Raw genomic sequence first — 19,147 nt, 5'->3', positions numbered from 1 at the left:
AAAAGAAAATTTGAAAAAAATCGAGGTGTCACATGAAAAAAATTGCGTTAATTGGCTCAGGTGGTTCTGGCAAATCCACTTTTTCTAAACAACTTGGGGCAAAGTTTCACATAAAAGTGTGGCATTTGGATCAATTATTATGGAAATCCAATTGGACACCAACGAGTAGAGAAGAACAAATTCAAATTCAAAAGGAGCTTGTGAAGGAAGAGGAATGGATCATTGATGGTAACTACAATAGTACCTTGGATATCCGATTAGAAGCGGCAGACACGATTCTTTTTTTCGACCTTCCGAGAACAGTTTGTGTCTATCGTGTGTTAAAGCGAATGATCAAATATCGAAACCAAACTAGACCAGATATGGCTGAAGGTTGTAGGGAAAAACTAGATTTTCATTTTCTGAAATGGATATGGAATTTTCCGAAGTCGAAAAGACCTAATTTACTACGCAAGCTTGAGCGTTTATCAAAGGAGAAAAAAGTTATCATATTTAAAAGTTCTAAGGATGTAAAGAGGTTTTTACAGTCATGTTGAGCTTGACGTTAAGCATAAGCAACCTTGAGACATTATTTTGCTCCACATTCTAAGCGTTTTATTTTGTGGGAAGGGAGGTTTGGAATGCAACGGTTCGTTTATTACGCTGGTTGGATTGTATTTATTGGACTTGTCCTCTATTTTGGGCTGAGCTATCAAAATCTACTGAAACAAGAATCAACTATAACCTTTGATATGCGACCATTCTTATTCTTTACATGCTTTTTTCCAGTCTTCGTCGGGATACTGCTAAAATTGCCATCATTGATAAGGGAACTTAAAGCAGGGGGAAAATGGCATTACGATTGGGTAAAAGCATTAACAATTGGTTTGCCTGCATTTTATGTAACAATCCTCCCAATTCTTACTTATCTAACCTCTTTTGGAATGAAGCTACCATTAGCGAAGGAAATCATGACAATGGTTTCTACAGAATCCGTAATCACGATTTCTGGACTTGTCCTCGGGTATCTTCTATTGGATTGTCTAAAAGGAAAAGAATCCAGTTAAATATAGGAGTTGAAGGATTTCTTCAGCTCCTATTTAGTTATGTCTTAAAGATAAAATAAATTTCGTTAACCATAGTGCTAGAAATGCAATAACAATATCTATTAAAAAGATGTAAAAATAATTCATCCCGTAATGTAAATCAATTAATCCGAATACGCTTTCTAATGGTGCTAAAATAAATGCAAAGATTGCTGCAAAAAGAATTGTATAGAAATAAACATTTTTATTGTGATTTGTACTGAATTGATAAACGAGTAGGAATCCTACAGGAAGAAACGAACTTGTTAAGCTTAAAGCATACGGTAAAAGTGGAAATGCAAAATACTTGTGTACAAAATAATTACTCGACCCAAGCAACGTGTCGGTATAGTTCCATAATATATGTACGGAATATCCATAGAACAAAACCTCAAAAATTCGTTTCCGATCTACGAAAAAAAATAAAAGAATCAAAGGCACAACGAGAAAGCCTACAGCTACCCAAAATTGCCAATCATCAAAATAAGAATATTCTCTCCAATAATCCAATAAAAGCGAGTTCAGTTTTTCGCTCGTATCGTAAATATTCTCCCAATATTGCTGGAAATCCATTTTTTCATCAACCCATTTTCTGACTAATTTGCCCTTAATATGTCGTAATGGAAAGGATAATATACGAGCGAAAGACTAGTTTTTCTTGTTTACTCGAGAATAGGCGTTCCGTTTTATTGGAAAATTACACATAATGACTTGATGCATTGTAAGCATTTAAGTTTGTTTTCGAACGAAGCCTTGTTACTATTAGAGAGATAAGAGGATTCCAAAATGAAACCTCTGTCTTTTAATTTTTTATTAGGAAAGGACAATAATAGATGTCAAATATACAAATTCCAGTTTCTGTATTGAATTTAGCACCAATACGACAAGGGCAAGGAACAAAAGAAGCGATTGATGCAATGGTGGATTTAGCCCAAGCTACAGAAAAAATGGGTTATACACGATATTGGATTGCAGAACATCACAACTCTCCAACGCTTGTTAGTTCAGCAACCTCCATTTTAATCAAGCATACGTTGGAGCATACCGATACGATTCGTGTAGGGTCTGGGGGTGTCATGCTTCCAAATCACGCACCTCTTGTTGTAGCAGAGCAGTTTGGCACAATGGCTACCATATATCCCAACCGTGTTGATTTAGGATTAGGGCGAGCTCCAGGAACGGATATGCTTACAGCCAGTGCATTAAGACGTTCCAAAAATAATGAATCCGTCTATACTTTTCCTAAGGATGTAGAGGAATTATTAACGTATTTTGGACCAGAGGACAAGCAAGGTTTTGTTAAAGCTCATCCTGGCGTTGGAACGAATATCCCGATTTACATTCTCGGTTCATCAACAGATTCCGCGCATCTTGCGGCCAAATTAGGATTGCCCTATGTCTTCGCTTCGCACTTTGCACCAAGATGGATGGAAGAGGCGATACGCATTTATCGCGACGAGTTTCAACCCTCTACATATTTAGACAAACCGTATATGATGGTTTGTTTAAACGTGATTGCTGCGGAAACAGATGAACAAGCTAAATTAGAATCCTCTACAATGCAGCAATTTTTCTTAAATATTGTCCGTGGAACACAACGAAAGCTAAGTCCACCGATTGAAAATATGGATGCTGTTTGGACCGAGCAGGAAAAAGCGGCTGCATCCAATATGAGCAGCGTTACATTTATGGGGAGCAAGGATACGGTGCGTGCGCAATTACAGGAATTCCAAAACAACTATAATGTAGACGAAATTATGGTTGTGTCGTATATTTTTGATCCAGATAGGCAAAAACGCTCTTATGAAATCTTTAAAGAAATTGTCGATGAAGGATAAATTAGGAATTTGGAAAGTAAGACTCTTGATTTGGTGAGAGTCTTGCTTTTTTATTTGTTTTACTTTTATTACGTGTGGTATATAAACGGTTGCTTCTGTTAAAATTCATCATTTATGGTAATCTGGTACTAATCTAGTTAAAGGGGCGTTTTATGGTGCAGTTGCAGGATCGTAAAGAATACGTACAGCAATTTATTTTTTATTTTATAACGAAATTAGCTGGTGCTGGGTTTTTGATGGTTCTTTTTACAACCTTTACATTTGTTGTTTCCCATATGGATTTGTATGAGACTCATAAAGCCATCTCAGCAGGTTTCTTATGGATTATTGCGTTTGTCTATGGTGTTATTTGTTCTATTATTATAGATAGTATCGTGTTGAAGTTTTCTATTTCGAAGTACTCCAAAATCTGTTTGCTTTACATGATTGCTGGGTATCCTATTTTTCTTGTATTCGAATTTAACATATATGGAATCATTGCAGGAACTGTTGGGGCAATATGTGCACTCCTATTTTATGGGGCCTCATTAATAGCCAATCACTCGAAAGGTTTTGCTTATGTTTTTGCCTTTTTGTTGCCAATTCTGCTATTAATCGTTATTCCTATAGACTTTACAGAAAAGGAAGGATGGAATGAGATTCGAGAGGAAACCTCATATAAGGCTACCTTTGACTATTTCCATGGGGAACACGAGATTCCATTAAAAGTAGAAAAAGGCCAGACGGTGTCTGTAACATTTCATTTTGTGAGATCGAATGATGGTGGATTTGGATATAAGGTAACGGATGAAAATGGTGATTTTATTGGTTTAATTGAACATGAAGATTATCAATATAAATTTAGAGCGGAAGAAACAGAGGAAGTTTTATTTGTGGTAAGCGGAGAGCATTTACAAGGGTGTTTCACAGTGAATTGGGTAATAGAATAGCAGTCATATCTCTGATGAAGATAGATAGAAAAGGAGTGAACTCATGATTCGTTTTAGTATACTAGATTATTCTCCAATTGATGAAGGATCCAATGCAAACGAGGCATTGTGGCAGACGACAGCGTTAGCCAAAGAGGCAGATAAACTCGGTTATGAACGATTCTGGGTATCGGAACATCATTTTGTCCATTCAGTTGCAAACAGCAGCCCAGAAATGCTGATGATGCATTTGGCAACATCAACGAGTAACATTCGCATAGGTTCAGGTGGCGTCATGCTTCCACATTATAGCAGTTATAAGGTTGCGGAAAATTTTCGGATGATGGAAGCACTCCATCCAAATCGAATAGATCTAGGTATAGGAAGGTCGCCAAGTTATCGTGTGGTCAACCATGCATTAAATGAAGGGAAAACCGAGCGGGTCTCCTATGATCAACAAGTGAAGGACTTAATCAAATATTTTACAGACAATACGGAAGATGCACATCGCTTTCAAAACTTAATCGCCACTCCACAAATAGCATCAAAACCTGAAATGTGGATGCTTGGAACAGGGGAAAAGGGAGCAGAGGTTGCCGCAAGCCTTGGTATTGGCTATGTATTTGCCCACTTCACAAGACCAGGGACAAAAGGGGTGCAAATCGTTAAGGAGTACCGAGACAAGTTTCAGCCGTCTGTATTACGAAAAGAGCCGAAAACGATTGTGGCTGTATTTGCTGTTGTAGGGGAAACGGAGGAGGAAGCTGAAGATCTAGCTAAGGCATTTGATTTGTGGCTATATTTTGTAGAATCGAACAATCAACCACCTTACTATCCTTCTATTGAAACAGCCAAAAGTCGTGGGTTTAGTTCCGTAGAAGCACAAAAGGTAAGAATGAATCGCAAGCGAATGCTTGTAGGAACAGCACCTCAAGTAAAAGCAGAAATTAAAAAAATAGCAGAAGCATACGAAACCGATGAAATTATGATCGTGCCAAATGTAGCAGGGATTGAAAACCGGAAGAAAGTCATCCAGCTCTTGGCGAGGTAGGGTGGGTGGCTGGTGTGCTGAGGTGCCTGCTGTGCTGAGGTGCCTGGCACGCCCCGAAAAATCTTGTTTCACAAAATGTTTCACAATGGTCAAGCTTCATATAGAGGTTTGGTCTTTTTTTATTGTTGGTATAGTATACGTAGACAAAGATGAGAAGGGGTAATTCGATGAAAATCGTAGTTACAGGAGATACGCACATACCAAAAAAGTCGAAACCATTACCAAGTGTACTGTTGAAAGAGTGTGAAACAGCTGATTTGATTTTACATACCGGAGATTGGCAGTCGCTAGATGTGTACGAAACACTAGCTGCCTATGCGAACGTAATCGGAGTTTATGGAAATGTAGATGGAGAGGATGTCCAAAAGCTTTTTCAAGCACGAGAAATTGTGGAGGTAGAGGGTTATAAGCTTGGACTTTTCCATGGACATGGGGATAAGAAAACAACGGAAAAAAGGGCACTGGAGGCATTTGAAGGAAAAGAGGTTGATGCAATTATTTTCGGACACTCTCATATTCCAATGATGCGATATTTAAAAAAAGTGTTACTATTTAATCCAGGTTCTCCAACAGATAAGCGAGCGCTCCCGTATTATTCTTATGGAATCCTGACCATTGGTGATTGCATTAAGGGAGAGATTGTCTTTTTTAAGGAGAAGGAGTAAAGGTTCTTAGGCATGTATGAAAACACGGGTTCCTACTGGTACGATGCTTGCTAGTGCTTCCACATCCTGATTATACATCCGAATACAGCCTAGCGAGACTGCCTTCCCGATAGAACTTGGATTGTTCGTTCCGTGAATTCCGTAATGTTCCTTCGATAAGCTCATCCACATAGTGCCATAGGGTCCACCAGGATTGGGTGCTTTATTTACGATAATAAAGCTTCCGATAGGGGTTCCGTGAAGCATTCTTCCTACAGCAATGGGATATTGTTTCTGAATGATACCATTATGCTTTAATCGTAACCAGCGGCTATTTATCGAGACCTCTATTTCATAAGGTATGGTACTTGGATCTGGAAAACCTGGAATGATAATTTGCTGACCAATGAATAATTGATTCGGTTGAATTGTCGGGTTGGCACGAATGAGAGATGAGAGTGATACCCGGTAATCTTTAGATATTTGATATAATGTCTCGCCTTGCTTTACGAAATGAATCATGTAATTTAGCTCCATTCTTTTTTTGTAATTATCCTATTCAACTGAATGGAAAAAGTTATTTTATTTTATTTAGAATACTAGACTAAGTTGTGCATCTCATGGTTTAGGATAAAAGCAGGAAGTGAGATCGATGTACAAAATTCGGCAAATTTCGGGGAGTGACAGGCACCAAAAAAAAAATAAAATCCCCCCTCCAAAATAGGACAAGCTTCCGTATGGTTAATTGATTGTTGCGAAGGATGAGGAGGAAGCTTAGGTAATGAAATGGACAAATGAGGTGAAGGCTTGAGAAAAAAACTTTTCCCAGTTCTAGTTCTGGCAGTTCTTCTTGTTTTAAGTGCTTGCGGAGAAGAACCAAAGACTTCTGAACAGGAAACGAAAAAATCGCCCACGATTGAAAAATACTTATATGATTCAGAATCCGTTAAGGTCACTGAAACATCTGGATGGAATCTAAAAACAGACTCTACCACTGAGGAGAAAGTAAATGTGGTATTTGAGAATGGAAAACTGAATGCGATTGTTTCTGTTGTTTCAAATGACAAATCCTTAGATGAAATCAAGCAAGAAATTAAAGCATCCTATGGACAAATTGAGATAATGGAAGAAACAGACACGTTCATATCCTTTCTAACAAACCGAAAAGAAAGTCTCCGAGCTGACATTTATTTAACTCGCGGTGAACAGAATACGGGTATATTAATCTTCATGACTCCAGCGCAGCAATTTGAAGAAAAGAAAGACATTATGGAAGAATTTCAAGGAAATGTACAATACTTTTAAAGGGGAAGGATGACTTTTTATGAAGAAATTTATTGTTGGATCTACATTAGGAATGGGAATTTTATTTGCAGGAACATCCGTTTTTGCTGAAGAGGAACTTGAAATTATTGTACCAGATTCCGAATTATATGATACTTCTCTTTTAATTGAAGAAGTAGAATATGAGTTAACCGAAGATGCTACAGAAAAAGCATTACTTCAGGATGAATATGCAGAAGAGCGTCTGGAAGAGGTTGAAGTAGTTCTAGAAAATGGAGACGAGGAAGCTGCAGAAGAACTATTAGAAGACTATGATAATCATGTGGAACAAGCAACGGAAGATTTAGAAGAGGCGAAAGAAGCGGGCGAGGTAGATGCTGAAGAAGTAGAAGAAACTTTAGTAGCAAATACAAAAAAACGCACAGAAAAATTAACTGCTTTGTTAGAGCGTGAAAATCTTCCAGAAACAGCTAAAGCTGGTATTGCAAAAGCACTGGAAAACCAAGCAAGAGCTGAACAAAATTATCTAGCAGCAAAGAACAAAAATAAACATAAATCTGAAGATGAGGAAACTGTGGAAGAAGAGGAAACTGAAGTAGAAGAAAATACGACTGAAGAAACAGTTAAAGAAGAGAAAGTAGCACCTGGAAAACAAAAATCTGAAGAAGCGAAGCAAAAAAACAAAGAAAAGAAAAAGAATAAAGTAAAAGAAGAAGAGGAAGAGGAAGAAGTAGAAATAGAGGAAGAAGAGCAAGAAGTAGAAGTAGATGATGATGATGAAACAGAAATAGAAGCTGATGAAGATAATAAGCAAAATGGAAAACCAGCTAGTCATCCTGGAAAAGGACCAAAGGCTGAATAATTTCTAAAGGAAGGATAGCAATGCGAAACATGAACGCTTGCTATCCTTTTTCAAAAAATATATTTACCCTCAAAAAAAGATAGAGTACTCTAATGAATATAGAAAGAGTACTATATAAGGGGGCCATCATGGATAAAGAAAAACTAGAAGAGGCTCTACTAGAAGTAAAACGAGGCAATGAAGTTGTCCGGGAGCGCTTAATTCGACATTATAAACCATACATCATAAACGTAGTTGGTCATATATGTAAACGTTATGTTTCTTGGAGTAGCGATGAGACTAGTATTGGATTAATTGCTTTTAATCGTGCCCTCGATACATTTCAATTTGGTCGAGGAAGAACCTTTTTGAATTATGTTTTTCTTTTAATTAAACGTGATTTAATTGATTATTTTCGGAAAGAAAAGCAGGAGCACCACCTTTCCATTCATTCTGTGACGGCTAAAGAAAAAGATTCCCATACGAGCATGGATGCCGTAAAATCGATAGAAATGTATGAGCAAAACAATGCAACATCGAACCTTGTAAGCGAAATTTTAGAGCTAGACGGAATTCTGAGTCATTTTAAAATTTCTTTTGACGAGCTTGAAAAATATAGTCCAAAACATAATGATAGCCGCTTGTTGGTTTTCGAAATGGCTGATGCATTTTTGAAACAGGAGGACCTAGTGGAGCAGTTGCGGAAAAAGCATTATTTTCCTGCAACGAAGTTTACAAAACGAACGTCTTATCGACTGAAAACTGTGGAAAGGCACCGTAAGTACTTGGTTACATTAATTTTGATTAAATTACATCCAGAGTGGACACATTTATCATCCTATGTACAACTCGGGCCTAGGAGTGTGAAAAAATGAGTGAGAAAATAATAGAAGGTGTCGTTGTAAAGGTTACAAAAGATTATTGTGTCCTATTATGCGAAGATGGGACGTTTAAGAATGTTCCGAGACAAAAGGGAGAAGTGCCTTTGTTGGGGAACTCGTTATCGTACAAGGAGCAAAAAAGGACAGGTGTCTTTGCTACTTCACTTAAAGGAATATCGGTACTCGCGATGGCTGCTGTCCTATTTATTGCTGTTCTTTTAAGTGGAGTTACGAAAAGCCGAGCCGAATATGCCTATGTAGTAGCAATTGATATTAATCCGAGCATCGAGCTTCATTTAGATGAAGATTTTGAGGTAGTGGAAGTGGTGCCATTAAATGAGGATGGCGAAAAAATTGTAGCTTTGATAAATGTAGAAGGTGATCTATATCGGATTACGAAATCCATTATTTCCGAGTCTATTAATCAAGGGTATTTAACCTCCAATGAGTCTGGAGCAGTGAATACGACTATAATTGATCTCGAAAATACGAAACAAATGCCTTCAGAAACACAATTACAAAAAGTCATTTCCGAGGAATTAGTACAACATGATATCGCGGCTACTGTAGAAATTTTCCAAGAATCAAAAGACTATTATGAAATAGCTAAAAAGGAAAATTTGTCTGTAAATCAATTTCGAAAGTTCCAGGATATGGCTGATAATGGGTTCGTGGAAGAGAAGCAAGTGATGGAAGAAAAATCGATTTTGGATGAAGAGGAGAAGCAGCAGGATCAAACAAACGTGGAAACTAAATCAGGTGAAAATTCTAATGCATCCACACCCGAGCTTCCAGATGCAGCTACCTCACATCGAGAAGAGCCGGATCAAAACCAGCAAAAAAATAAGCCGAATAACCAAAATGCTACGAACAAAGAGCAGAAGAACAAAAAGAACCAAAATAAACAGGAACCAAGCCCTGAAAAAAGGCAAAATGAGCCGGAAAAACAAGGGAATCAACCAGAAGCAAACACCAACGAAGAATCAGATGAACGATCTCCAGAAACAAATGGAAAGACTAATGGAGGAAAGCCAGATGTGACTGGTCAACCAAAAACAGATAAAGGGAAGCCAAAGGAAGTAGATGATGAATCCAAATCTGACAAAGAAAGACTGAATATACACGAAGAAGGCGCAAAGCCGGATCCGTTAGAAAGGGAATAAAAGACCTGGGGTTACTTAAAATCAAGTAATCCCAGGCATTTTTATGGAATACACCTATTACTCTTCCTCTGTCGCCACGTCATTTTTTTCATAGGAAATCCAATCACTGAAGCTTCCAGGATATAGCTTTATATTTTGGTAACCAGCCATTTTTAAAGCTATAATGTTTGGGGTCGCGGAAACTCCAGAGCCACAAGATACAATGATTTCGTCGTCTTTTGATAGAGAGGAGAACTGCTTTTCTAATGTTTCTTTGCTTTTCCAACGTCCATTATGATCGAAAACATTTTTCCAAAAATAATTTTTAGCACCGGGAATGTGACCAGCTTTCTTGTAAAGCGGCTCCACTTGACCTAAATAACGCTCCCGTGCTCTGGAATCGATTAAAACAGCAGATTTTGTTTTTAGTTTTTCTTTTACTTCTTGTATATGGATTACTTCATTGGAGCGAGGCTGGGGCTTGAATGCCTTTTTGGTTGGTGTTGGGATATCAGCAGTGGCTGCATTCCCGTTTGCGAGCCAATGCTCGAAGCCACCATCTAATACATACACATGGTCATGTCCCAAATAATGTAACATCCACCACAGGCGAGCAGCAAACATGTCATTCGATTGGTCATACACAACCACTGTCGTATTAGAATCTATCCCAATGTTACCAAGTTTTTTTGCAAATTCCTCTACATCTGGTAAAGGATGATTTCCACCATGCTCCTGAATTTCTCCTGATAAGTCTTCATCCAAACTTAAGTAAAATGCCCCTGGAATATGATTTTCTTCATAAGCTTTGCGTCCAGCTTCAGGATTGGTTAGTTCAAAGCGTACATCAACAATGACCGTATCATTTGAATTTTCTGCTAATTTATCCTTTAATTCATCCACACTCATTACAAAAGACATGACCATTCCTCCTTTACTATTTATCTTATTTTAATCCATGTTATCGGAACCTTAAAGGGCATGAAGCATTTTTTGTTGGGTAGAATAAAGAGAAAAGCCCTCATCCTAAGATGAAGGCTGTTCGACAAATTTCGGGGAGTGACAGGCACCCAAAAACCCCACAGGCACCCAAAAACCCCGCACATGCACTTAATTTAGCTCGAGCTCTAGCTAAATATTTTCCTGCTTCAATGTTTCGATTATGTTTTCTTTTCGGACTTTTGCGGTTGAGTATAGCATGGCTGCTCCTACAATGATGAAGACAGCGATTATTGCTACGATAATACTATTCCATGGTAATACGAATCCATAATCAAAGGAATTTGTAGCGGATAAATACATTAAAAAGATAAACGCAAGACTTAATGGAAGACCATATAGTAATGCTTTCACTCCATAAAAAATACTTTCATAGTTAATCATTTTATTAAATGCTTTTGGTGTCATACCGACTGATTTCAACATGGCAAATTCGCGCTTGCGAAGTGCAATACTTGTTGAAATGGTGTTGAAAATATTTGCAATCGAGATAATCGTAATTAAGCTAATAAACCCGTAGGTAAACACGTTCATCATAAGCAATAATTGCTCCGCTTGTTGACGTTGCTGATAAACGTTATAAAGACTTACATGTGCTTCTTTGATTTTTTCAATATCCTCTTGTGTCTTTAATGAATCATTTGAACTAATATAAATCGAATGGCCAATCGTTCCTTCTTCTACAGAGTCCATAATGTTCATTAAAACAGATTTGGAAACAATCAATTGCATTTGATCACTACTTGTATTTAACATACCGACTGGATACTTATCTGTTTTTGCAGCAATCTCGATGTGCTCTAGATAAGATTCTGTCTCCGTCTCCCAATCCATTTCATTTAAAGCTACAGAGTCACCAATTTTCCCGTTGTAAATCTCTGTTTCTATAAATTTGTTTTTCATTGGATTGTAATAAGAGGTTTTATTAATCAATATACCTGCAGGGTTTTCTACATCGGTCAGCTTCTTCATATCAATCCCAGCATGCTTTGCATACGTTTCTAAATAGTCGTCATCAAGGCTAATTAATCGAACGTTATATTGAAATTTACCATTTTCCAATATACTAGAGTCTAACGTTCCTTCGTCTAGGTCTTCTTGGATTTGTTCAGATATTTTATCCTTATCAATCCAACTCGTAATACTTGCATTTGTTTGATAGGCTTCGTGCATGGATGTTACTTCACTTAAATTGGAAACGGCCGACATGAACTGATTATCCATCATTTCACCATGATCACTAGAAAGCTCGATATCAAAGTTAATGTCCTGTTGCGTCATATCTAGTTGAGAATTTAGATTGTTGGTAAAGTAACTAACTGTTAAGAAAAGAAAGATACTTATAACAAGGGAGAAGACCGTTACACGATAACGCTTTTTGTTCCGTTTTAAATTTTTTAATCCAATTTCTGCTTCAATACCAAAAATCTTACGAACAAGCTTTGATGTTTTTACTCTCTTACCTGTCAATTTAATATCCTGGGATTGTCGAATTGCATCAATGGCAGAGATTTTAGATGCTCTTCTTGCTGGGATATATGTTGATATAAAGATTGTCACGATGGAAACAACAGATGCAACAACAATCGTCCAAGGCGTTACAACCAACTGTAATTTCTCAGTGATTCCAAGTGCTCCCTGAATGATTTTGTTAATAAAAATAAACGTTATTCCAATCCCAGCTAGTCCAGCTAAAAATCCTAAAGGTATACTAATTGCACCAATTACAGCACCTTCAAAATAAACAGAGTTGCGTTTTTGTCGCTTTGTTGCACCAACGCTAGCAAGCATTCCCAAATGACGAGAACGTTCTGAAACAGAAATTCCGAATGCGTTGTAAATGAGGGAAATAGAACCTATCATAATAATCGCCATAATTATCCCAGACAAGGAATACATCGTAGACTTAAAGGCATCATTATCGGTTACCCCAGAATATCGCAAAAGTTCATTGTTAAACTGTACATTTTCGGCCTTGATTTGTAGCTCGTCTGCCAAGCCTAAGGAGTGATCAAATATGTCGTTATTAATTTCTTTTACTACGGTCGTTGCATTAATCTTTTCGTCTACTGCTAGGTCATTTTCATCAATATAGGTGATGACTGTATATCCTGGTGCCCATGTAGGCTCCCAATTAGGTCTTTCCATCACCCCAACAACGGTAAAGGTTACTTCCTCTGTATTTGACAGAGATTCAATGACATCCCCATTATTATTACGAAGAAGAGCAGAGTTTTGATTTCGGACTTCACCTTGACTCGGGAATTCAGTCTGATATCTTTCTCCGACATCAAGAGTTAATGTATCTCCTATTTTATATGTCACTCCCGCATTGGAGTCAATTTCCTCGGAAATGAGAACTTCATTTTTAGCCTGTGGTAAACGACCTTCTTTTAAATGGATTGGATATTGCTCCATAGCCGTCTCATTGTAAGCTTTTATAAACAAATAAGGTTTGTTTACATTTTGACTACCTTCCAAATAGGCATATCCTTTATCCTTGGAGAGCAGTAGTTTTTTCGTTTCTTCGTCCTCACCAATCGCTGCTGCCTGCTCCTTATCTACGTCATGATACGTAACGTGCCATTCTCCTTCATCCGCAATTAGCTGACGTTGCATTAAGTCGAGAAAGGATACAGACAACGTTGCAACTGCTGTGATCATCGCAACAGATACAATCGTTCCAATGATGGTAACAAGTGTGCGCTTTTTGTTTCGTTTTAAATGGCGCAATGTTAGTTTGTTCACAATGTTCATGGACGAATCACCTCGTCCTTCGCAATTTTTCCATCTTCAATAGAAATAATGCGATCTGCCTGTAGGGCAATTTGTTCGTCATGGGTAATGACAATTAGTGTTTGGTTATATGTTTTGTTAAACATTTTTAATAGGTCAATAATCTCTTTACTATTTTTACTATCTAGGTTCCCAGTTGGTTCATCCGCTAGCATAATAGCAGGATTGCTAATTAAAGCACGACCAATTGATACCCTCTGCTGCTGTCCACCAGAAAGCTGGTTTGGTAGATGAGGCAGTCGCTCCTCTAAACCTAAGATCGAAACAATTTCCTGAAACTGCTTCGTATCTACTTTATGCCCATCTAATAGTAGGGGAAGGGTAATATTTTCTTCCACAGATAAAATCGGAATTAAATTATAAAATTGATAGATTAATCCGATTTGTCTTCTTCTGAAAATCGCAAGCTGTGTTTCATTTAAGCTATAAATATCGGTATTATCTACTAATACCTTTCCACTTGACGGTCGATCTACACCACCTAACAAATGTAGAAGTGTGGATTTACCTGATCCTGATGGCCCAATAATTGCGACGAATTCTCCTTTGTTCACGGTAAAGGAGACATTGTCTAAGGCCTTTACAGCTGTTTCTCCTTTCCCATAAACTTTAGACAGATTTTCAATTCTTAATATTTCCATTCTATTCCCTCCAATTTTTCATCCTGAGGTCATTATATCTGTCTAAAATGACGATGAAGTGACATGTAACATGACAATTTCGTCACATTACTAAATAACCTGCTTATAAAACTTAATGGAGAAGGTTGTACCAATAGAAGGTTCACTCTTTACTTCAATGTCTCCGTTTTGACTCGTTATAATGCGTTGGGCCATGGCAAGCCCAATACCTACACTGCCTTCACTTGCATTTGTTCCTTTAAAGAATCGTTTGAAAATGTAAGGGAGATCTTCTTTTCGAATGCCTTTCCCATTATCTTGAATAATTATTTCAGTGAACAATGTATTTTCTGAAAATGAAATGGTAAGCTTTCCATGTTTGTCTGTGTGCTCCACACAATTTTTCAATATGTTTAAAATAGCTTCTGCCGTCCAGTTTTCATCCCCAATAAACGCTACATCCACTTCGCCAATTACTTCTAATGTCTGCTCTTTTAGCTCCATCGGTATGATAAGGGGCTGAATGGTTTGGTTAATTAACTTTTGAACGTTTACCTTTTCCTTTTTAAATTGAACGGTTCCAGCATCGATTTTTGAAAGTTTTAGTAAGGAAGAGACAAGCCACTCCATACGTTCTAACTGGACTTGAATATTATGAGTAAATTCGTTCCTTTTTTCTGCTGATAGCGATTTGTCACGTAGGAGATCTGCCATTACCATCATTGAGGTAAGTGGTGTTTTTAACTGATGGGATATATCTGAAATAGCATCGGTTAAAGATTGCTTGTCTTCTTTTAGACTGTCGCTGCTTTCCGAGAGCATTAACGTCACCTTATAAATATCATTCTTTAAAATACTAAGTTCTCCCTCGCTATTATCCCGAATATCTAAGGAGTAGTTTCCGGCTGTTATGCTTCGCAAATATTCGGAGAGCTTTTCCAGCTGTTGATATCGATACAGTGTATAAGCGGTGAAAATCGTGGTGAGGACAGCACACGTCACCAACAAAAAGATGCCTGTTGTGGTTGAGGATAGAAATCCGATTCCGATTGCGAAAATGCTGAACAGAGACGAGAAGAAAAGGAATTGACGAATTTCTTTATTGCGAAACATTTAATCACCAACCTTATAGCCTAAGCCACGCACCGTTTTAATAAGGGTTGGCTTTTGAGGGTCATCTTCAAGCTTTTCTCTAAGTCGTTTTATGTATACGGTCAATGTATTGTCATTCACGAAATCACCTGCAACATCCCAAATTTGTTCTAGGAGTTGACTACGGGATAATATGTGTCCTTGATGGTTCGCAAAGATTAGGAACAAACGGTATTCCATTGCTGTAAGGGGAATTTCGGCTCCGTTTTTATATACTTTCCCTTCCTGAGGTAGAATTCGGATATTTTTGATTTCCATTCCACTGTTTGTATTCGCTTGTTTGTGGTATCGACGTAACACAGATTTTATCCGAGATAAAAGCTCGCGAATACGAAAAGGCTTCGTTATATAATCGTCCGCCCCCATATCAAGTCCCATAACAACATTTACTTCATCGTCGATTGCAGTTAAAAATAGAACCGGTATATCACTACGTTCCTTGACGAGCTTACACAGATCATAACCACTTCCATCAGGCAGAGAAAGATCAAAAATACATAAGGATATGGAATCTAACTGGTGCTCTATCACATTTCTAGCAGATTCAAAATCATAGCACAAAATCGTTGAATATTGGTCCTGCTGTAAAGAATACTCCAAACCAGAAGCAATCGTCCGGTCATCCTCCACAAGTAAAATACGCATCCCAAACACTCCTCTCTCTAATTCCCAATTATAGCCCGAGGTGGGGGTGCCTGTCACTTCCCGAAATGTGTCGAATTACAAGTGTCTCGTACTGGCCGTGCCAGTGCAATAAGTTCAGATTAAATCAACAGAGTTTGCGCAATCTATAACTATAACATACAAGGAGGGAAGGCATATGGTAAATCGGGATTTTAGTCGTTTTCGTATGGTGCAGGAGCACGAACAAAGACTGTATTTAAAGGGTGCTAAAAAAGTGAGAAATCTTGACCCGGAAACGAATCATCAAGGAAATACGGATAAAAGTGTAGGAGCTACTGGAAGGAACATATAGTATTGTAAAGAGCGCATGTCATCAGGTGCATCAACCGGATAACATGCGCTTTATTATGAATTCTGAAAATGATGGATACAGCCTGATTTTTTTAAAACTTTATGTTTCATATTCTGAGATGTATGTTCCATGATTTAAGAGAAGTGTTTCATTTTTGGATCGGCTTATCAACCACAAAATTGAGTTTGTGATTCATACAAGTGGCTTTATGTTCCAGACCCGTCCAATTTCAACCCAAACAACAGAGCTCATTCCTTCCGCTTATCCTGAGCTCCCCACCATTCCACATTTTTCAAACCAGGTACATTGGAAATATGAAACGTTGGGTCGACACCTTGTTTTCGTTGACGTGTGTAGTCCTTCAATACGGCAAAGGCAACATTTCCAATTAAAAGGATGGCGATTAAATTGACAACTGCCATTAATGCCATAAATAAGTCAGCCATACTCCACACAATGTCAATGGAGGCAAGGGACCCAAACATGACCATTCCTAATACTGCAAGGCGATATATTGTTTTCCAAGGTCCTCGACTTTTTAAATAGTCCACATTGGATTCACCATAATAGTAATTCCCAATTACAGAGCTAAAGGCCAATAAGAAAATCACTATAGCAATATAAATAGATGCCCATGCCCCAATGTGAGCACTAAAGGCAGCTTGGGTCAATTGGATACCGTCTTCGGCTACCTCTCGATACTCTTCAAACAATAAGATGGAAAAGGCAGTACAACTACATATGACAATCGTGTCAAAAAAGACCGCCAACGATTGGACAAGTCCCTGTTTAGCTGGATGATTTACACCAGCAGTTGCTGCAGCATTTGGGGCGCTCCCCATACCTGCTTCATTGGAGAAGAGACCGCGCTTGATCCCTTGCATAATCGCTACTCCAACAGAACCACCGATCACTTGTTCAATGCCAAATGCATGGGTTAAAATCGTTAAAAATATTCCTGGTACTTCGCCAATGTTTATAGCAACAACATAAAGGGCAACAAGAATATAGACGATCGCCATAATGGGTACTAATGTCCCGGATACGACGGCGATTCGATTTATCCCACCGAAAATAATGAGGGAGGTAAGGATAACTAACACAATGCCAGTCCATACTGGATCCAAATCGAAGGCTTCTTCCATAGCCATGGAGATGGTATTTGCTTGAACTGCATTAAATATAAGGCCAAATGAAATCATGATTAATAGGGAAAATAAAATTGCCATCCATTTCTGTCCAAGTGCTTTTTCAATATAATAAGCTGGGCCACCACGAAAGCCATCTTTATCTGGAATTTTGTACACTTGAGCCAAGGTGCTTTCAATAAACGCAGTTGCCATCCCAATAAAAGCAATAACCCACATCCAAAAAACCGCACCAGGTCCACCAACCGCAACCGCAAGTGCAACTCCCGTTAAGTTACCGGTTCCAACTCGGGATGCAATACTTATACTAAAAGCTTGAAAGGAATTGGTTCCGCGTTTTCCGCTCATCTCATCTGCTTCATCTCTTAACACGCGAAACATATCTGGAAACAGTCGTAATTGAACAAAATTGCTTCGGAGCGTAAAGTATATTCCTGCACCGATTAATAGATATATTAAAATGTAGTCCCAAAAAATCGTATTCCCAAGTCCTACGATTTTCGTTAAAAATTCTTCTATCCTTTGCATCATATGTTCCTTTCTTTTATCAAAGTTGATTCTGTTTGTAGTATGAGCAGGGAAATCAGGAAATATCAAATTTTGTTCAGCAAAAAAGCCATTAGCATAGATACCTATGCTAATGGCTTACGCTTATTAGAAGCGTTTATTTCGACTTAATTCGACATATATCGGGGAGTGACAGGCACCCTCAACTATTCTTCCTCTTCGTATTCTTTTATTTTTTCTCCTAATACTTCGATGAGTGCTGCTTGGGATTGAATAATATTTTTGAGCTCACGGATTTCTTTTTTGTTATTTCGATCGTACAGAATAACTAATACAAGTATGGCGAGAGCAACAAGTAAGTATAAAACATCCATGATAAAACACCTTTGTCTCTAAATTTTTTTACATTTCATTATAATGCCTATTGGATGAACTTCACAAGTATTTCTCTTGAAACAGATAATCATAATTCTTTCCAATTCGTTCAAAATAAGAAAAAACGAGAGGGGATGTATGTATTTTGAGCGTTCATCGTTCTACCCAAAAAGAAGAACAGTGGAATGCGATTACACACGGTATAGGCGCAATTCTTAGTCTAGTTGCTATCGTCCTATTAATAAGAGAAGCAAATGCAAACGAGCAACCTTGGGCACTTATTTCTGTACTTGTCTATGGTATTACGATGTTTATGATGTATATGTCCTCCACTTTGTTGCACAGCCTGCCAGAAGGAAAGTGGAAAGATTTTTTTCATATGCTGGACCACAGCTCGATCTTTTTATTTATTGCTGGCTCCTATACACCAGTATCAATGCTGCTTATTAAAGGCACTTTAGGTAAAACTATATTAATTACTGTTTGGGGTTGTGCTCTATTCGGTATTTTGTTTAAAATCATCTTCTTGAAAAAATTTATGATTTTAACAACACTTATTTATTTATTGCTAGGTTGGTTTGTTGTTATTGCCTGGCAACCAATTGCAACGACTCTTGCCACTCAAGGATTGCGGCTGCTTGTATTAGGAGGATTATGCTACTCCGTTGGCACCATCTTTTTCCTATGGCGCTCCTTACCGTACAATCATGCGGTTTGGCATTTGTTTGTAATACTAGGAAGTGGACTCCACTTTTTTACCATCTTACATTACATCCTTGGAACAGAATAAAGTGCACAAGCAAAAGACAGATGAAGCAAACATCTGTCTTTTTACATTTAACGAATCATTAAAAATATCTACACAAATTTTTACACTCTCTTGATACAGAAGTAATATTTCATTTTTATAATGAAGGCAAA

Annotated in this window: 21 protein-coding genes; 12 read left to right on the top strand and 9 right to left on the bottom strand. The window is 37.9% G+C overall.

From position 1 onward, the window contains the following. Positions 1-32: 32 nt before the first annotated feature. Both C1A05_RS08050 and C1A05_RS08045 read left to right on the top strand, forming a co-directional pair. Positions 33-536, top strand: a complete 504-nt coding sequence (locus tag C1A05_RS08050; RefSeq protein ID WP_102027686.1) for a DNA topology modulation protein — start codon at positions 33-35, stop codon at positions 534-536. Positions 537-620: 84 nt separating this feature from the next. Next, complete coding sequence (locus C1A05_RS08045; RefSeq protein WP_102027685.1) at positions 621-1,046, top strand: hypothetical protein; 426 nt, start codon at positions 621-623, stop codon at positions 1,044-1,046. A 33-nt stretch (positions 1,047-1,079) separates the two neighbouring features. Here the strand turns inward: C1A05_RS08045 and C1A05_RS08040 are convergent, their stop codons facing one another. Next, entirely contained in the window at positions 1,080-1,637 is a 558-nt protein-coding gene (locus tag C1A05_RS08040) for a hypothetical protein (protein ID WP_102027684.1), read from the bottom strand. A gap of 260 nt (positions 1,638-1,897) precedes the next feature. On the opposite strand from C1A05_RS08040, the gene C1A05_RS08035 reads away from it, so the two are divergent. From C1A05_RS08035 to C1A05_RS08020, 4 genes are all read left to right on the top strand, one after another. Continuing rightward, positions 1,898-2,902, top strand: coding sequence for an LLM class flavin-dependent oxidoreductase (locus tag C1A05_RS08035; RefSeq protein ID WP_102027683.1), 1,005 nt, complete (start codon positions 1,898-1,900; stop codon positions 2,900-2,902). Between the two features lie 152 nt (positions 2,903-3,054). Continuing rightward, on the top strand, positions 3,055-3,831 hold the full coding sequence (locus C1A05_RS08030) for a hypothetical protein (protein WP_102027682.1): 777 nt from the start codon (positions 3,055-3,057) through the stop codon (positions 3,829-3,831). A gap of 43 nt (positions 3,832-3,874) precedes the next feature. After that, entirely contained in the window at positions 3,875-4,861 is a 987-nt protein-coding gene (locus C1A05_RS08025) for an LLM class flavin-dependent oxidoreductase (RefSeq protein ID WP_102027681.1), read from the top strand. Between the two features lie 167 nt (positions 4,862-5,028). Next, positions 5,029-5,526, top strand: a complete 498-nt coding sequence (locus tag C1A05_RS08020; protein ID WP_102027680.1) for a metallophosphoesterase family protein — start codon at positions 5,029-5,031, stop codon at positions 5,524-5,526. Between the two features lie 6 nt (positions 5,527-5,532). Here the strand turns inward: C1A05_RS08020 and C1A05_RS08015 are convergent, their stop codons facing one another. Continuing rightward, a complete protein-coding gene (locus C1A05_RS08015) occupies positions 5,533-6,027 on the bottom strand; it encodes a L,D-transpeptidase family protein (RefSeq protein WP_102027679.1) in 495 nt (164 codons plus the stop codon). Between the two features lie 285 nt (positions 6,028-6,312). Here C1A05_RS08015 and C1A05_RS08010 point away from each other — a divergent pair, with 285 nt between their 5' ends. The 4 genes from C1A05_RS08010 (at position 6,313) to C1A05_RS07995 (ending at position 9,674) form a co-directional block, all read left to right on the top strand. After that, entirely contained in the window at positions 6,313-6,810 is a 498-nt protein-coding gene (locus C1A05_RS08010) for a hypothetical protein (protein WP_102027678.1), read from the top strand. Between the two features lie 19 nt (positions 6,811-6,829). Next, positions 6,830-7,651, top strand: coding sequence for a DUF5667 domain-containing protein (locus C1A05_RS08005; RefSeq protein ID WP_102027677.1), 822 nt, complete (start codon positions 6,830-6,832; stop codon positions 7,649-7,651). A gap of 128 nt (positions 7,652-7,779) precedes the next feature. Then, complete coding sequence (locus C1A05_RS08000) at positions 7,780-8,505, top strand: sigma factor (protein ID WP_159462027.1); 726 nt, start codon at positions 7,780-7,782, stop codon at positions 8,503-8,505. Beyond that, on the top strand, positions 8,502-9,674 hold the full coding sequence (locus C1A05_RS07995; protein WP_102027675.1) for an anti-sigma-I factor RsgI family protein: 1,173 nt from the start codon (positions 8,502-8,504) through the stop codon (positions 9,672-9,674). The genes C1A05_RS08000 and C1A05_RS07995 overlap by 4 nt, the downstream gene beginning before the upstream one ends. A gap of 57 nt (positions 9,675-9,731) precedes the next feature. Here the strand turns inward: C1A05_RS07995 and C1A05_RS07990 are convergent, their stop codons facing one another. The 5 genes from C1A05_RS07990 to C1A05_RS07970 all read right to left on the bottom strand — a co-directional run bounded on the left by C1A05_RS07990 (position 9,732) and on the right by C1A05_RS07970 (position 15,865). Beyond that, positions 9,732-10,574, bottom strand: a complete 843-nt coding sequence (locus tag C1A05_RS07990; RefSeq protein ID WP_102027674.1) for a sulfurtransferase — start codon at positions 10,572-10,574, stop codon at positions 9,732-9,734. 210 nt (positions 10,575-10,784) lie between these two features. Further along, complete coding sequence (locus tag C1A05_RS07985; protein WP_102027673.1) at positions 10,785-13,409, bottom strand: ABC transporter permease; 2,625 nt, start codon at positions 13,407-13,409, stop codon at positions 10,785-10,787. Then, on the bottom strand, positions 13,406-14,089 hold the full coding sequence (locus C1A05_RS07980) for an ABC transporter ATP-binding protein (RefSeq protein WP_102027672.1): 684 nt from the start codon (positions 14,087-14,089) through the stop codon (positions 13,406-13,408). Before C1A05_RS07980 ends, C1A05_RS07985 begins: the two co-directional genes overlap by 4 nt. A 90-nt stretch (positions 14,090-14,179) precedes the next feature. Continuing rightward, positions 14,180-15,181 carry a sensor histidine kinase gene (locus C1A05_RS07975; RefSeq protein WP_102027671.1) on the bottom strand — a complete coding sequence of 334 codons (1,002 nt, stop codon included), beginning with the start codon at positions 15,179-15,181 and terminating at the stop codon, positions 14,180-14,182. Then, positions 15,182-15,865 (bottom strand): response regulator transcription factor, encoded by a 684-nt coding sequence (locus C1A05_RS07970; protein WP_102027670.1) that lies wholly within the window; start codon positions 15,863-15,865, stop codon positions 15,182-15,184. Positions 15,866-16,040: 175 nt separating this feature from the next. Between C1A05_RS07970 and C1A05_RS17995 the strand changes: the two genes are divergently transcribed. Next, positions 16,041-16,196, top strand: coding sequence for a hypothetical protein (locus tag C1A05_RS17995; RefSeq protein WP_159462026.1), 156 nt, complete (start codon positions 16,041-16,043; stop codon positions 16,194-16,196). 248 nt (positions 16,197-16,444) lie between these two features. On the opposite strand, the gene C1A05_RS07965 is transcribed toward C1A05_RS17995, so the two are convergent. Further along, positions 16,445-17,872: an alanine/glycine:cation symporter family protein gene (locus tag C1A05_RS07965; protein WP_102027669.1), complete on the bottom strand. Its 1,428-nt coding sequence runs from the start codon at positions 17,870-17,872 to the stop codon at positions 16,445-16,447. Between the two features lie 185 nt (positions 17,873-18,057). Continuing rightward, positions 18,058-18,225 carry a hypothetical protein gene (locus C1A05_RS17990; RefSeq protein WP_159462025.1) on the bottom strand — a complete coding sequence of 56 codons (168 nt, stop codon included), beginning with the start codon at positions 18,223-18,225 and terminating at the stop codon, positions 18,058-18,060. A 143-nt stretch (positions 18,226-18,368) separates the two neighbouring features. Between C1A05_RS17990 and trhA the strand changes: the two genes are divergently transcribed. Further along, on the top strand, positions 18,369-19,016 hold the full coding sequence (trhA, locus tag C1A05_RS07960; RefSeq protein ID WP_102027668.1) for a PAQR family membrane homeostasis protein TrhA: 648 nt from the start codon (positions 18,369-18,371) through the stop codon (positions 19,014-19,016). The last annotated feature ends 131 nt before the right edge of the window (positions 19,017-19,147 follow it).

It is taken from the genome of Salirhabdus sp. Marseille-P4669, assembly GCF_900240405.1.
Classification (GTDB): Bacteria; Bacillota; Bacilli; order Bacillales; family Alkalibacillaceae; genus OEQK01.
Note: the sequence above shows the minus strand (reverse complement) of the source record. Positions and strands in the feature narration are given on the sequence as shown.

What these genes read in the sequence shown, in the direction of transcription:
- C1A05_RS08050 (WP_102027686.1), top strand. Translation starts at nt 33, where the DNA reads ATGAAAAAAATTGCGTTAATTGGCTCAGGTGGTTCTGGCAAATCCACT.
- C1A05_RS08045 (WP_102027685.1), top strand. Translation starts at nt 621, where the DNA reads ATGCAACGGTTCGTTTATTACGCTGGTTGGATTGTATTTATTGGACTT.
- C1A05_RS08040 (WP_102027684.1), bottom strand. Translation starts at nt 1,637, where the DNA reads ATGGATTTCCAGCAATATTGGGAGAATATTTACGATACGAGCGAAAAA.
- C1A05_RS08035 (WP_102027683.1), top strand. Translation starts at nt 1,898, where the DNA reads ATGTCAAATATACAAATTCCAGTTTCTGTATTGAATTTAGCACCAATA.
- C1A05_RS08030 (WP_102027682.1), top strand. Translation starts at nt 3,055, where the DNA reads ATGGTGCAGTTGCAGGATCGTAAAGAATACGTACAGCAATTTATTTTT.
- C1A05_RS08025 (WP_102027681.1), top strand. Translation starts at nt 3,875, where the DNA reads ATGATTCGTTTTAGTATACTAGATTATTCTCCAATTGATGAAGGATCC.
- C1A05_RS08020 (WP_102027680.1), top strand. Translation starts at nt 5,029, where the DNA reads ATGAAAATCGTAGTTACAGGAGATACGCACATACCAAAAAAGTCGAAA.
- C1A05_RS08015 (WP_102027679.1), bottom strand. Translation starts at nt 6,027, where the DNA reads ATGATTCATTTCGTAAAGCAAGGCGAGACATTATATCAAATATCTAAA.
- C1A05_RS08005 (WP_102027677.1), top strand. Translation starts at nt 6,830, where the DNA reads ATGAAGAAATTTATTGTTGGATCTACATTAGGAATGGGAATTTTATTT.
- C1A05_RS08000 (WP_159462027.1), top strand. Translation starts at nt 7,780, where the DNA reads ATGGATAAAGAAAAACTAGAAGAGGCTCTACTAGAAGTAAAACGAGGC.
- C1A05_RS07995 (WP_102027675.1), top strand. Translation starts at nt 8,502, where the DNA reads ATGAGTGAGAAAATAATAGAAGGTGTCGTTGTAAAGGTTACAAAAGAT.
- C1A05_RS07990 (WP_102027674.1), bottom strand. Translation starts at nt 10,574, where the DNA reads ATGTCTTTTGTAATGAGTGTGGATGAATTAAAGGATAAATTAGCAGAA.
- C1A05_RS07985 (WP_102027673.1), bottom strand. Translation starts at nt 13,409, where the DNA reads ATGAACATTGTGAACAAACTAACATTGCGCCATTTAAAACGAAACAAA.
- C1A05_RS07980 (WP_102027672.1), bottom strand. Translation starts at nt 14,089, where the DNA reads ATGGAAATATTAAGAATTGAAAATCTGTCTAAAGTTTATGGGAAAGGA.
- C1A05_RS07975 (WP_102027671.1), bottom strand. Translation starts at nt 15,181, where the DNA reads ATGTTTCGCAATAAAGAAATTCGTCAATTCCTTTTCTTCTCGTCTCTG.
- C1A05_RS07970 (WP_102027670.1), bottom strand. Translation starts at nt 15,865, where the DNA reads ATGCGTATTTTACTTGTGGAGGATGACCGGACGATTGCTTCTGGTTTG.
- C1A05_RS17995 (WP_159462026.1), top strand. Translation starts at nt 16,041, where the DNA reads ATGGTAAATCGGGATTTTAGTCGTTTTCGTATGGTGCAGGAGCACGAA.
- C1A05_RS07965 (WP_102027669.1), bottom strand. Translation starts at nt 17,872, where the DNA reads ATGCAAAGGATAGAAGAATTTTTAACGAAAATCGTAGGACTTGGGAAT.
- C1A05_RS17990 (WP_159462025.1), bottom strand. Translation starts at nt 18,225, where the DNA reads ATGGATGTTTTATACTTACTTGTTGCTCTCGCCATACTTGTATTAGTT.